10 protein-coding genes and 3 pseudogenes are annotated in these 12,467 nt (G+C 43.9%); 6 read left to right on the top strand and 7 right to left on the bottom strand.

Annotation, left to right across the window (positions count from 1 at the left end; translation table 11 throughout):
* From Q1A70_RS17100 to Q1A70_RS17085, 4 genes and pseudogenes are all read left to right on the top strand, one after another.
* Positions 1-265, top strand: a pseudogene (locus Q1A70_RS17100) (hypothetical protein); the annotation flags it as partial.
* A 307-nt stretch (positions 266-572) separates the two neighbouring features.
* The gene (locus tag Q1A70_RS17095; protein WP_299694344.1) at positions 573-764 is read left to right on the top strand and encodes a hypothetical protein; all 192 of its coding nucleotides are present in this window, start codon (positions 573-575) and stop codon (positions 762-764) included.
* A gap of 537 nt (positions 765-1,301) precedes the next feature.
* A complete protein-coding gene (locus Q1A70_RS17090; protein ID WP_299694341.1) occupies positions 1,302-2,177 on the top strand; it encodes a hypothetical protein in 876 nt (291 codons plus the stop codon).
* A 156-nt stretch (positions 2,178-2,333) separates the two neighbouring features.
* Positions 2,334-2,629: pseudogene (locus tag Q1A70_RS17085) on the top strand (short-chain dehydrogenase); the annotation flags it as partial.
* Positions 2,630-2,743: 114 nt separating this feature from the next.
* Here Q1A70_RS17085 and Q1A70_RS17080 read toward each other — a convergent pair.
* The 7 genes and pseudogenes from Q1A70_RS17080 to hinT all read right to left on the bottom strand — a co-directional run bounded on the left by Q1A70_RS17080 (position 2,744) and on the right by hinT (position 8,614).
* Positions 2,744-4,033 (bottom strand): NAD(P)/FAD-dependent oxidoreductase, encoded by a 1,290-nt coding sequence (locus Q1A70_RS17080; protein ID WP_299694338.1) that lies wholly within the window; start codon positions 4,031-4,033, stop codon positions 2,744-2,746.
* A 486-nt stretch (positions 4,034-4,519) separates the two neighbouring features.
* Positions 4,520-5,059 (bottom strand): alpha/beta hydrolase YcfP, encoded by a 540-nt coding sequence (gene ycfP, locus Q1A70_RS17075; protein ID WP_299694335.1) that lies wholly within the window; start codon positions 5,057-5,059, stop codon positions 4,520-4,522.
* 108 nt (positions 5,060-5,167) lie between these two features.
* Positions 5,168-5,428 (bottom strand): annotated as a pseudogene (locus Q1A70_RS17070) (thiamine kinase); the annotation flags it as partial.
* Positions 5,429-5,591: 163 nt separating this feature from the next.
* Positions 5,592-6,182 (bottom strand): penicillin-binding protein activator LpoB, encoded by a 591-nt coding sequence (lpoB, locus tag Q1A70_RS17065; protein WP_299694332.1) that lies wholly within the window; start codon positions 6,180-6,182, stop codon positions 5,592-5,594.
* A gap of 129 nt (positions 6,183-6,311) precedes the next feature.
* A complete protein-coding gene (locus tag Q1A70_RS17060; protein WP_299694329.1) occupies positions 6,312-6,695 on the bottom strand; it encodes a YcfL family protein in 384 nt (127 codons plus the stop codon).
* Positions 6,695-8,086 (bottom strand): hypothetical protein, encoded by a 1,392-nt coding sequence (locus tag Q1A70_RS17055; RefSeq protein ID WP_299694326.1) that lies wholly within the window; start codon positions 8,084-8,086, stop codon positions 6,695-6,697. Before Q1A70_RS17055 ends, Q1A70_RS17060 begins: the two co-directional genes overlap by 1 nt.
* Before the next feature lie 177 nt (positions 8,087-8,263).
* Positions 8,264-8,614 (bottom strand): purine nucleoside phosphoramidase, encoded by a 351-nt coding sequence (gene hinT / locus Q1A70_RS17050; protein ID WP_299694323.1) that lies wholly within the window; start codon positions 8,612-8,614, stop codon positions 8,264-8,266.
* Positions 8,615-8,893: 279 nt separating this feature from the next.
* Here hinT and Q1A70_RS17045 point away from each other — a divergent pair, with 279 nt between their 5' ends.
* Positions 8,894-10,885: a methyl-accepting chemotaxis protein gene (locus tag Q1A70_RS17045; protein ID WP_299694320.1), complete on the top strand. Its 1,992-nt coding sequence runs from the start codon at positions 8,894-8,896 to the stop codon at positions 10,883-10,885.
* 278 nt (positions 10,886-11,163) lie between these two features.
* Positions 11,164-12,330: a DUF1887 family protein gene (locus Q1A70_RS17040; RefSeq protein ID WP_299694317.1), complete on the top strand. Its 1,167-nt coding sequence runs from the start codon at positions 11,164-11,166 to the stop codon at positions 12,328-12,330.
* The last annotated feature ends 137 nt before the right edge of the window (positions 12,331-12,467 follow it).

Genomic DNA, 12,467 nt, shown 5'->3' with positions numbered 1-12,467 from the left:
CGCACGGATTTGTACTCCAGCACAGTTGAAAGCGTTGGGATTCCCATTCGATCTAAAAATTAGCCTTCGAACAAAAGACCCTAAGCTAGCTAAAGTCATTGGCTTAAGCCTTGTCAGTGCTGTCAAAGAGGCCTTTCGTACTACAGATTCTCTGTGCTTTTCAGAGTTTCAGTTGCATCTAAAAGGCATCTTGTCCCACCATCTGAACTTACAGTCGCCGATCTTCGCGTCTTTTTTAACGGCTTTACGCTACCCATTGATTTGAGATTCATGTAAGGAAAGCTGTCTTGCTGCCGCTGCTACTCCCACTTTATCTGCTAGCTTCAAGGCTTCGACTTTAAATTCAGGATAATGGATAATACGTTTCTTTTTGTCTGTCGTGGTTCACCTCGTCAATGATTGTACTCACTTAACTCAGTGTCCAAAACTGGTGTTGCGGATCACCCCGGGGAAGTTTTCTTCTGAAACTGGAAAATCTTCTGATTTGGTGCCACGCTATCTTTTGTGTGTAATTTAGAAACTGACATTTACCCGTACTAGATATTTATGAAAAACCAATGTGGAGTTTGATTATGGAATCAAGCATTTATCTAACGATTGCCAAGCCTTTGCCTTCAGCGTCGGAGGGTGAGGCGTTACTTGAAGAAGCAGCGGTCCGTATCTCAAATTACAACGAGAAAATGAATTTCGAAAGCTGGAACGAGATTAAGGCTAGTTGGGAAGAGAGTATCGGCTTCAATGCGGTATCAATTACAATGGATTAGGAATGAATGCGCCCTCTCACTTGGTGAAGATAGTGCAGGAACTTTGCGAGCTTAGTTGGTCAGAGTTGGCTTCCTTTTGTTAGGGGCAGATGGGCGTAAGATGACAGAGTTCTAGGAGCTAGGGCAGTCATAATCTATTGATATCTGATAAGTCTAATTTTGTGTTTTCTTTAAAGACCCATTTTGTTTTTTTAGGATAACTAGCATTAATGCATCGGCATACTCAGCGGCGAACTAGATGACAGCCGTGCTTTTATTGCTAGAAAGAAAATCGTTATAACCATGGTACCAAAGCTCAAAAAGAACCGCGGTTTAGGTAGTGTCTTGATTTAATCGCAATCTAGGGCTTTGGGGAGTTAAAAGCTGGTGGCTATGACTTGGTTATTAAAAGTGGTCCTGAAATAGTGCTGGGTCAAGTGTTCAATATGGTAGAACAATTGGATTAATGAAATAACGAAAAATAAGTTATACGGCAGTCGGCTATCGACGCTACAGGCTTGCTTTAAATTTGGTATCAACATTTGGGAATAAATAATTATGAATATGGAAATCAACAGATACGTCCGGGCTACTCTTCTTTTATGGGTTGTCGCTCTCTTTTTTAGTTTTAATGTAGTTGCTTCTGAGGAATCAACGGGTGATAAGAATTCAGGGAAAAACACTGGACAAGATCCCACTAGACCAATGACACGTTTTGATATCCGTTTAGAGCAAGGGTATTTGCCTTTTGATGCTCAAGGGAGGGATGAGCAGGAAGGAATAAATACACTAATCTTTCGAGCTGATGCTCCTATCTTACTGGGAGACAAAGGGCAAAACGGATTGTTATCACTCCGAATGGACATCCCGTTAATATCACTGCAAAGAACATTTACACGAGAAGGAAGTTTTGAGTTAGGTAGTACTTATCTTCAGGCTGTACACATAGCGCCTAGTAGCTGGGGGAATTTGCCTGGCGCAAGTGCTTGGGGGTGGGGATATGCAATGCAAGCCCCAAGCTCCACTACTGGTCGACAAGAAATTACCCACTTAGGAATATATGCCTCAAAATGGCAGCTTAGCAAGACAGTGAGTTTCGTACCATTATTTAAATATATGAATGCTTCTTCAGAAGATAACTTTGATGCGATAAATCAGCTCAGCTTTACTCCAATCATCAACTTCAACATAGGTAAAGGTATTGATTTTGTGACGTTGTGGGGTAACTATGAATGGTTGCTCAATTTTGACGACGGGGAATTGACAGGAAAACAGAGCGGAGACTATTTTATTCCTTACGACGTTACTGTTGGTAAAATGTTATCTGATAACAGAGTAGTTATATCAGCAACTGCTGCTGGAGAATTGCTGAGTAGTAGTGATTTCGAACAATATGATAATAAAATTATGCTTAGAGTAGGGTTCTTTTTCTAACTTATGAGGGGGCTTTGTTGCGTAAAAGAATTATTGACTACTCTTTACCTCTATTTCATAAATTTTAGGCGGTTTGGAAAGCCACATGATAATTCTGATTGCTAGCACTAAATAGGTCACATCCACCACCAAAGCGCAACAAGGCTCTTATGAGTGGTATGACAGGTCGCTTGCTTGTCTTCTCGAGTGGGTTGCATGACAGAGAACACCACACCTCTGGTGGAGGCTACATCTATCGCTCCTCTAAAGCGGCTCCTAGCTCCGTTGTGAAGAGTTTAAGTAACGATCTAACCGATGACGCTGCATCCGGGTACAGACCGAAGTGGGTGGGCCAAGTGCTCGAATCGACACAGACACTTCGGCATCTGGCCTTATCAAAGTCATCGACTCTGTCAAATATCGAAGTAAGTGGTCACTTCTTCAATTTCGATGGTACTGAAATAAATTGGTAGGCTCCCCATGAATCATCGCCTTCTTTCAAATTTACTGCGACGCTCACGATCAAAAAAGAGCTCTGAAGAGCTCTTTTTTATTATCAGCGTAATACTCTAAGCAGGATTACCTGATTAGTGAAGCTTTAGGTTTGGACGAAGTACGCGGTTAATACGGCCCACAAGCATCATCAAGGATGTTTTAACCAGCCCATGCAGCGCCATCTGGTGCATGCGGTACAAAGAGATGTAAACCACACGAGCGATGCGACCTTCAACCATCATCGAGCCTTTAGTCAAGTTGCCCATCAAACTGCCTACCGTAGAGAAACGACTGAGTGAAACAAGCGAGCCTTTATCTTTGTAGATGTAGTCTTTCAGATCTCGCCCGTTCAACTTGGCAATAATGTTAGCATACGCACAACTTGCCATTTGGTGCGCGGCTTGTGCACGTGGTGGAACAAACGAACCATCCGCTTGGGTGCATTGCGCTAAGTCACCGATAGCAAAGATGTCATCATCAAGCGTTGTTTGCAGCGTATTCTTCACAACCAACTGGTTAATACGGTTGGTCTCAAGACCACCAATATCTTTCATGAAATCAGGCGCTTTAATCCCTGCCGCCCATACCATGATTTGCGCCGGGATCTTATCGCCATCTTTAGTGGTTAGGCCTTCAGCATCCGCTTGAGTCACCATCGTTGTGGTACGTACGTTCACCCCAAGTTTCGTTAACTCAGAGTGTGCCGCGCTTGAAATGCGAGGAGGTAGTGCAGGAAGGATACGCTCACCCGCCTCAACAAGACTTACATTTAGCTTGCTTGAATCTAAGTCACCGAAGCCGTAAGTACGTAGCTCTTTAACCGCGTTGTGGAGCTCTGCAGAAAGCTCAACACCCGTTGCACCTGCACCAACAATTGCAATATCTACTGTTCCTTGGCCGCTCTTAGCATGCAACTTTAAGAACTGGTTATTCATTTCGGTACGGAAACGGTGTGCTTGTTCTGGACTATCAAGGAAAATACAGTTGTCACGTACGCCTGGTGTATTGAAATCGTTCGATGTAGAACCTAGCGCCATTACGAGAATATCGTATTCAAGCTCACGGCTTGGCATAAGCAGTTCGCCCTGCTCATCTTTCAATTCACTTAATGCAATGACTTTACGTTCACGATCAATGTCGTTCAAGCTACCCATTTGAAAATCAAAGTTATGGTTTTTTGCATGTGCTCGATAGCTCAATGCATCCACACCTGCATCCAACGAACCCGTTGCAACTTCATGCAGCAATGGCTTCCAAAGATGACTCGCTTTGCGATCGACCAGAGTAATCTGAGCACGTTTTTTACGACCTAAAGTTCTACCTAGCTTAGTAGCTAGCTCTAAACCACCAGCACCGCCGCCTACTACGATAATTTTTGTCACAATGACAATCCTCTACAAAATGACTAAATGGGTTTCGGTTCGATGACTCCAACCGATAAATTCTATGTATCTACTCGGCCTTGCTTCCAAAAGCTGTGGCCTGTTTAATGGCTGTAACGATAAACAACAGCTTGCCGAATAGTTGAAGGGGTAAAAGCAACAAACATCGCTTTGTCGCTCTACTCACATGGATAAAAAGCTGCCTACCTGAGAGGTAGAGCACAAATAGTTGGCAAGTTTTTCACTCGCTCTCAATTTTTTTTGATATTTATCAAAATATTTTGCGTAAGAACATTATATATAGCAAAACGATGACCGCAACAAAAATCCTCACCTTTAATGAGGATTCGCCACCAACCAGTTAACGCCTATGCAAAGATATTGATAACATACATACAACTATGTTACTGATAGATACATCTTGAATTTAAGCATAAAAAAAAGCAGCACTTAGAGAGTGCTGCTTTTAGAAAATAACGGAAATGATTAAGCGTTCTTAAAGGCTTTCAGTGCCTGAAGATGGTGAGAGATTTTTTTGAACTTATGGCTCTCCTTTTCATCCCAGATTATATCGTAATAATCTTCAAGTGCTTCAGCGGTTTTAGTATTGTCATGGATTTCATCTTCTCGCGAAAGCACGACTAAACAACGTCCTTTATTCTTAACTCGATACTGAGCAACACACTTGGTCGCGATATCTTCATACTCTTCAGGGCGGTCAATTCGCCCCACCATGTTGGTCTCAGGTCTCAGGTTAGGATTAAAAATCACCTGTTTGATCCCGCACAAGAAGCCAATGCGCTCGGCCCAAAATCCACCAAGACCAACCCCACAGATAATTGGGTGTGGATCATCTGATTGCTCTATCACTTTATGCACCTCTTTGAGAAGATGCTGCATATCGTGTTTTGGATGCAAAGTACTGTAGTTGATGAAACGAACGTCGTCATCGATGAATTGCAACTGCAGTATCTTTTCGTGATTGCCTGGGCTTGTTGAGTCGAAGCCATGTAGATAAATAATCATTGTACCTCCCCCATTGAATGTTGGTACCGTTTGATCAATCTAACACGAAAAACAAGGTTTTAAAGGGAAGTGCACTGAAATTATATTTTTCACTTCCTAAACGTGATCCTAGCTACAGAAAGTATCACTCAGAGCCTTGGCTTCAGTTAGGTAATGAGCATCGCCCCACAGCTGGTGAGCCAGTAAATACCACAACATCGCCATCATTCGACAGCGCGGCAACCACGCCTCTACACCATCGAGCCAAGCCTGAACATCATCAATACCGCGCAACTGGCAATACTTATGGACCGCTTCAGTGATGGGTAAATCACTGGCCGAGATGGTCAGTGCTAAGTCGAACCTCGGATCAGCTAACGTGGCGTGTTCCCTGTAACCGCCTTTGTTTCCCTAAAAAAAGACACTGCTCCAAAGCTAGTGTCTCTTCATTAACCGCCCTTTATGTATGGTATCGGTATACAGCTAACCCTTACCACAGCAAGTCAATATAGACTTACTGTACTGAGTCGCTAAGTAGATGGTCGGTAAAAAGTTAAAGACCCAATAAGCTCTTAGACTGCTGCTTACGAATCTCCGTCTCATCAGCCCATTCAATCAGCCCAGACTCAAGATCCATAAGACGCATGGTCATCTTGTAGTACACGTCCTCATCGCTGCCGTCTTTCTTAACAATACTTGATAGGTTGCCGTACAACATGTACTGAGCACCGACCATTTTACCAAACTGAATCGCTGAGCTTTGGTTTACAAGCTCATCATTGTTTTGGAAGTTCAGTTGGTCACGAACAGACTCTACACGGTCCATATCAACGAAACGAAACTTACCAGAATTCAGCATTTTGGTACTGATCGTGTCAGTAATAGACTCAGTATCGATGTGCTCACTGGTTTTGTTCTTGATGCGCTCAACGAACACGATAGGACGCTGATCACTAGTAATATAAGACACAGCACCAGAGACCATCATGCTATCGACCATTTCAGCCGCAATCGTTTGAAGGTCAGTTGAACCAAAATCGATTGTCGTGGTTTCTACTGCTTGCGCATCACCGTAGCTTACCTTGTTTGAACAACCACCTAAAATAACCGCTAAACCTAATAGCGCAATGACACTCTTTTTCATTTTGTTTCCTCAACTTATCGCTGAATGGGGCTACCCACACTCTTAAATTCTTGTATTAGCGAATGTATCAATTCGCTTCCCTTAACTCATGTGTCATACCAATCGTAGTAAATCACTAGTCACGATAGATCACTGCTCTCGGAACTGGACTCGGAACTGGGTTGCGTTAGGGTTGACCGACACTTCCGACAGCGAAATACTTTCAAAGCCACGAATAATGGCTTGCTTCCAAGGCCCTTGCTTTAAGTTAACTTCAAGCCCTGCATCGTCGTACCAATAGAAGCGATAAAGAATATTTTGATCGCCTTTATAGTTACTGTTTAAGCGAACAATCCCTCGGGTATGACCATTAACTTGGTCGGTATGAATATCTTCAACCATTAAACGGTCGCCCAGTACCTTATCACCAAAGAATACGTTCTGAGTCAGACCATCGACCCTTACACCAGCGGTATTATCTGCACAACCAGTCAGAACGACCACCGCTGCTAAGCTCACTAACCAATTTCTCATTACAGCCTCCCTAGCTGCTTATGCCACATTGTTGCGTTGTTCCCTTGCCGAGAAATCCAAACCAGTGTGGTCTGGCCTTCTCGAATATCGAAATCATACGTTTTAGCACCTGCTTCTAATGTATATTGACCACTAGTTGCGACAAACGTGCTGCTCTTAATTTCTGCAGGTAGAGATTGCCAACTGCGAGTGTCTGGCTGCTCTGTCAGTGTATTCCACACATTAAACAACAGATTACCAACATCATCGTCTTGGGCAGTTTCTTTGCGAATACGATCTTTCGCGACCACACGCAGTGCTTGGCGAATAACGATGCTCGTCATACGCTCGGATAAATCGTTTTGAGCCATCGCGTTGACATCCGTGATCAGATGCTCTTGTAACGACTGACCGTTAATACGCAATGCTGAAAAGCGCTCTGCATTTTGTCTTGGGTAATAGGGCAATGCCAGAGAATATATTGTCCCTTGATTGCGACTGTCATAAACAGGTAAATCCAATCGCCAACTGCCCATCGCTTGAACCGCACTCTGCTCTTGAAGCACAATCACTCGACCTTGCCCATCGATAAGTTTAGATGATGCTTGGTAGCGTTGTTCAAGCGTTGCTAAATCTTGTCGCATCCCTAGACGAGTTGCTGTCGCTATGGTCCTATCGATAATCTCTTGGTTTTCAGGCATCACAGCCAGCGCTCGCCGATAATCGACATAGGCACTATTTAAGTCGTTAGAGGCTTCATAAAGTAGGCCGGACAAAAACATCAAATAGGCGTTTTGTATCGATTGCAGCTTTTTGCCCGCATCGGGGTAATTGGAAAGAATACTGCCGACGTTGGCAGACACACCCTGTTTTTTAGCATCGCTGGCGGCTTGTTCTAACTCTGCTTGGCGTTGTTTCTTTGCCTGTTCTTGCACTTGGTTGGCACGACGCATTTCTATCACCGCACCTTCTAAATCATTTATCTTGAGGTAATTTAAGCCGAGATATAAATGCAGAAAACCCAACTCGTAATCGGGTGGCACATACTCGGTAATATTGTCATTGACCGCCAAAGCCCCCACACTGGTAGCACTGTCAGAAAGAGAAATCACCGCTTTACTCTGCTGATCTTTTACTGCTTGGTCGGCCAATTCAAACCACGACTTACTCTCTGGGTATTGTTGAGCCAGTAGATTAACCCTGCCCTTTTCTAAATTATCAAGAATGTCTCCGGCAGCGTGATCAGGTAACGCTTGTTGAGCTTTAGAATAGGCCCCAGCCTTTACGGCTTGATATACACCTCTGTTTTGTGCGCTGTAGTGACTAAATAAATTCCCAGCAGACAAACTTGCACAACCAGTGATCAATGCCGTAAATAAGGCAATAGAAGCGAATCTAAACTGTTGCTTCACTTAATATCTCCGTGCATGTTTAAAATGCCAACTTCATCTTCATAAACTTCAATGCCATCGCTGTGTGTCGAGGCTTTAATCAACCGAATACGCGGCAAATGATATTGTTCTCAATTGATGCCATATCCAGGCAACGATTGAAGTTTAAAGTTGGCATACAAACAATAAATTTTCCAACTAGCCCATCAGTAGCGGACCAAGCGGACGGCCACCAACTAAGTGCATGTGAATATGGTAGACCTCTTGGCCGCCATGAGAATTACAGTTCACAATAAGGCGGTAGCCATCGTCTGAGATACCTTCTTTTTTTGCGAGCTTACGAGCCACAGTAAACATGCGCCCCATCATTGCTTCATCTTCCACTTCAACATCATTGGTTGTCGGGATCAGCTTGTTAGGAATAATTAAAATATGGCTAGGAGCGCGAGGGTTAATATCGCGAAATGCCGTTACTAATTCGTCTTGATAAAGTAGGTCTGCAGGAATTTCTTTATTGATGATCTTACTAAAGATGGTTTCTTCAGCCATGTTGTTCTCCGATAAAACATTTACTTTTTAATGCTTTGAGTATGCGCCATGACGCAACAAACCACAATTAATCTGATTTAAAACATAATAAAAAACAGCGTTCACATCAAAGAATGTCAACCTTAGCCGCCAACAATGACACTTTGTTTATCAATCAGGGTTATTTTTGATGTGTGCGTCATAAAATACGTAAGTCGGACTCAGTAGAGTGCTGATAATTTTGTTAGTTTTATTTAAACCTGAATTTGGGTTTGTATTGTTACTTTAGGGAGAAAGGCAATGAAGGGTTCTGTGATCAAGCGTATGTACGCTGGCTTCGCACTGATCATTATCATGTTTGCAGTCACGATAACCATCATGACCAATAGCATGAGTCAGATACACGACAACTTAGAAAGTGTGTCCCAAACCACATTACCGCTTGTTGCGCTTTCAAATCAAACAAGTGTCCAACTGCTTTCCGCTGATAAATCGTTCAAAGATTTCTTAACTACACAGAACGCGGAGCGTATGGCTGAAATGCGTGCAGAATTTACCGCCTCACAAGCCACTTTCTCAAACGTGATCGCAACCTTAGAAGCTGCCAGTCAGAACAGCACCACCTTGGTTGAGCGCATTGCTCAATTAAGAGAAATGGAACAGCGTTACTTTACTGAGGCCTATGAGGCGATGAACAATTATGTCGCAATGTTCGAGGCTCAAGAACAAGTACAAAAAGCCTCGCGTGACTTCCAACGCCTCCACTCTGAATTAATGGTCGGCATGAAAGAATACGTTGCCGAACAGAATAGCATTTCAGTCAAAGTGATGGCGAAGAGCTACTTCATAAAGCTACAAGATGCAGAAGTTATCACTTCTGACGCGCTCGCCAGCTCTGATGTTGCCTTCGTTCAAAAAGCCGTTAATAAAAACAAAAAAGCGGTGACACACCTAAATTACGCCTACCGAGGCTTAGCGACACAACTTCCAGCAATTAAGAGCGTTTTTGATAAGCCGGTTCAAAAATTCACCAAAGATGTCGGTCAAAAAGGTGGGGTGCTTGATAAGCACAATAACTACCTTAAAGCGAAACAAGCGCTCTATATCAACGTTGCGAATCTCGCAGTAGAAATTGACCAAGCCATGGCAGTACTTGATTCATTCAATGCTACAGCGCAAGAGCAACTCAACGCCTCACTCACTGACGCAAGCATTATCTACGACAAAAGTTTACTCAATGCCATCGCGATCGGCGTCGTAGTGACCCTGTTTGCTGGAGCGATTGGCTACCACATAGCTCACAGCGTGAGAGAGCCATTAACTCGAATTTTAGGCACGTTAGAAGGGCTAACAGAAGGCGACATGACGCAGCGTATTGATATTCGTTACAACAACGAGTTCAGTCGCGTAAGTGGTCATATTAACACCTTGGCTGATAACCTGCAGCACATCTTGGTTAAGCTAAACGATGCTTCAGATGACCTGACCAAAACAGCCAGCGTAAACCAAAAAACCTCTTCAGAGGCGCAGTCTCAATTGAACAGCCAGCGTGAGCAAACGGCCACAGTTGCAACGGCAATGACAGAGATGTCTCATTCTGTACAAGAAGTCGCAAGCAACGCGCAAAGCTCATTAAACATGGTTCAGCAAGTGGAATCGGCTTCTGAATCGGGCCGCCAAGTGATGAGTACTAACATCAGTACCATCAATCAGCTCGAGACTCGCCTTACTGAATCGGTGAGTGCAGTCGGTGAGCTACAACAAATGAGCAGCCAGATTGGTTCTATCCTTGATGTTATCCGTGGTATTGCTGAACAAACCAACCTGCTTGCACTCAACGCGGCCATCGAAGCCGCGCGTGCCGGAGAGCAAGGCCGTGGTTTTGCCGTGGTCGCCGATGAAGTTCGAGTGCTAGCACAAAAGACCACCCAATCGACCTCGGAAATCGAAACCATGATCAGTAACCTGCAATCAAGCTCGAAAACCGCCAGTAGTGTGATTGAAAGCTGCATGAGCGATATGGATATGTCGGTTCAACAAGCATCAAGCGCAAATAGTGCGATGGAAGAGATCCAGGCCTTAATCCTAGAGATCAGCCATATGAGTACGCATATCTCTCAGGCTGCTGCAGAGCAGAGTGAAACGTCAAATGAGATCGCACGCAACATCGAGGATATCAACCATATCGCTGACCAAAGTTACCAAGCAATGTCGTCAATCGCCGAAGTCAGTCAAAATCTAACGACTTTAGCCAATCAGCAAGGCAACTTGGTTCACCAGTTTAAGCTTTAGTTCACGGCTTAAAGCTTTTAGATTCACCGATTCAAGCTTTGAGCTCATCAGTTCACACTTTGGTCTATAAGCTTAAGTTATAGAAGGTTAGAAAATAGATAGATATCCATTACAGGTATTGAAGGTTATTACCCGATAGTGGTAACTAATTGAGCAAGGGCAACTTTTATCAAGGGTTGCCCTTGTTTTTTGTGATCTTTGTCCTTATATGATAACTAAGGCTTGCTGCTTAACATTTTCTTTCACTTTTATGAGCGAGCCACTATTAAGGAATTTTTATGGCTGTTCATGTTGGCATTATCGATCAAGATCCGATTCGCTTGATCACCCCTCTACTCGATAACCGTGCGATTAGCACTCATATCGTGTTTATCGGTGACAACAAGCAACAAGGTATGTACCTGCGCTTGCAAAATGTTCTCAAAAAGCGCGACATCACCAGTGAGTTCTTTGAGATCCCGACAATAGTGAATACGTCAGTCATTAAAGAGTCGATTCGCGTATTGGCTGAAGACCTTAAAGCGCGAGGCGAAGAAGTAAAACTCAACGCAAGTTGTGGTTTACGTCATCGCCTTCTTTCAGTCTATGAGGTATTCCGAACGTACCAGTGGCCAATCTTTGTTGTCGAACCAAACAGTGACAGACTGTGTTGGTTGTACCCGAATGGCAAAGAAGATGCACAAGTGCAAGACCGTATCACTATCGACGACTACCTAACTGTGTTTGGTGCTCGTGGCGAATTCAGTAACGTACAACTGTCTCCGCAACTCGATCAAAAGCTCTATGAGTTGGGCGAACGCTGGGCAAGTAATGCGCTAGAGTTAGGCCCGGGCCTTGCGACCTTGAACTACCTTGCGACGTCATGCCGTAAAGAACAAAAACTAGATGTGGAACTGTCAGAGAAACAACAGGGCTACCGCGAGTTGAATATGCTATTGAGCGACTTGGTGGAAACCAAAATTGCCACTTACCACAACGGCATTTTAACCTTTATCAATGAAGACGCACGACGCTTCTCAAACGGCGAGTGGCTTGAAACTCTGGTTAACAGCACGGTCAAACAGATCCAAGATGACATGCCGACTATTCAAGATCGTTCGTTGAATGTCCAAGTCTACCGTCAGTTGGGTGAGCGAGAGGTTCGTAACGAGCTTGATGTGGCATCGGTCGTCAATAACAAACTACATATCATCGAATGTAAGACCAAAGGTATGCGTGATGATGGCGATGATACCCTGTACAAACTGGAATCGCTAAGAGACTTACTAGGTGGCCTGCAAGCACGTGCTATGCTGGTGAGCTTCCGCCCTCTTCGTCACAATGACATTACACGAGCTGAAGATCTTGGTCTGGCATTGATAGGCCCAGACGAATTAAAAGATCTGAAAACACACCTAACGGCATGGTTTGCAGCCGCCGGAGGCAGTGAAGACTTAGAGTGCTAATCGACAGAGATTCGAGCATAACGAAAGCTCAATAACGAATAACAAGGCGCATGACTGGTTATACCAATTTGATTATTTAATTGGTCAGCTTAGTCCAACTTCGGTAGCACATAGATATAACCTTCTCAGTCGACTCA

The sequence above is a fragment of the uncultured Vibrio sp. genome (genome assembly GCF_947488985.1).
GTDB lineage: Bacteria > Pseudomonadota > Gammaproteobacteria > Enterobacterales > Vibrionaceae > Vibrio.
Note: the sequence above shows the minus strand (reverse complement) of the source record. Positions and strands in the feature narration are given on the sequence as shown.

What these genes read in the sequence shown, in the direction of transcription:
- Q1A70_RS17095 (WP_299694344.1), top strand. Translation starts at nt 573, where the DNA reads ATGGAATCAAGCATTTATCTAACGATTGCCAAGCCTTTGCCTTCAGCG.
- Q1A70_RS17090 (WP_299694341.1), top strand. Translation starts at nt 1,302, where the DNA reads ATGAATATGGAAATCAACAGATACGTCCGGGCTACTCTTCTTTTATGG.
- ycfP (WP_299694335.1), bottom strand. Translation starts at nt 5,059, where the DNA reads ATGATTATTTATCTACATGGCTTCGACTCAACAAGCCCAGGCAATCAC.
- lpoB (WP_299694332.1), bottom strand. Translation starts at nt 6,182, where the DNA reads ATGAAAAAGAGTGTCATTGCGCTATTAGGTTTAGCGGTTATTTTAGGT.
- Q1A70_RS17060 (WP_299694329.1), bottom strand. Translation starts at nt 6,695, where the DNA reads ATGAGAAATTGGTTAGTGAGCTTAGCAGCGGTGGTCGTTCTGACTGGT.
- hinT (WP_299694323.1), bottom strand. Translation starts at nt 8,614, where the DNA reads ATGGCTGAAGAAACCATCTTTAGTAAGATCATCAATAAAGAAATTCCT.
- Q1A70_RS17045 (WP_299694320.1), top strand. Translation starts at nt 8,894, where the DNA reads ATGAAGGGTTCTGTGATCAAGCGTATGTACGCTGGCTTCGCACTGATC.
- Q1A70_RS17040 (WP_299694317.1), top strand. Translation starts at nt 11,164, where the DNA reads ATGGCTGTTCATGTTGGCATTATCGATCAAGATCCGATTCGCTTGATC.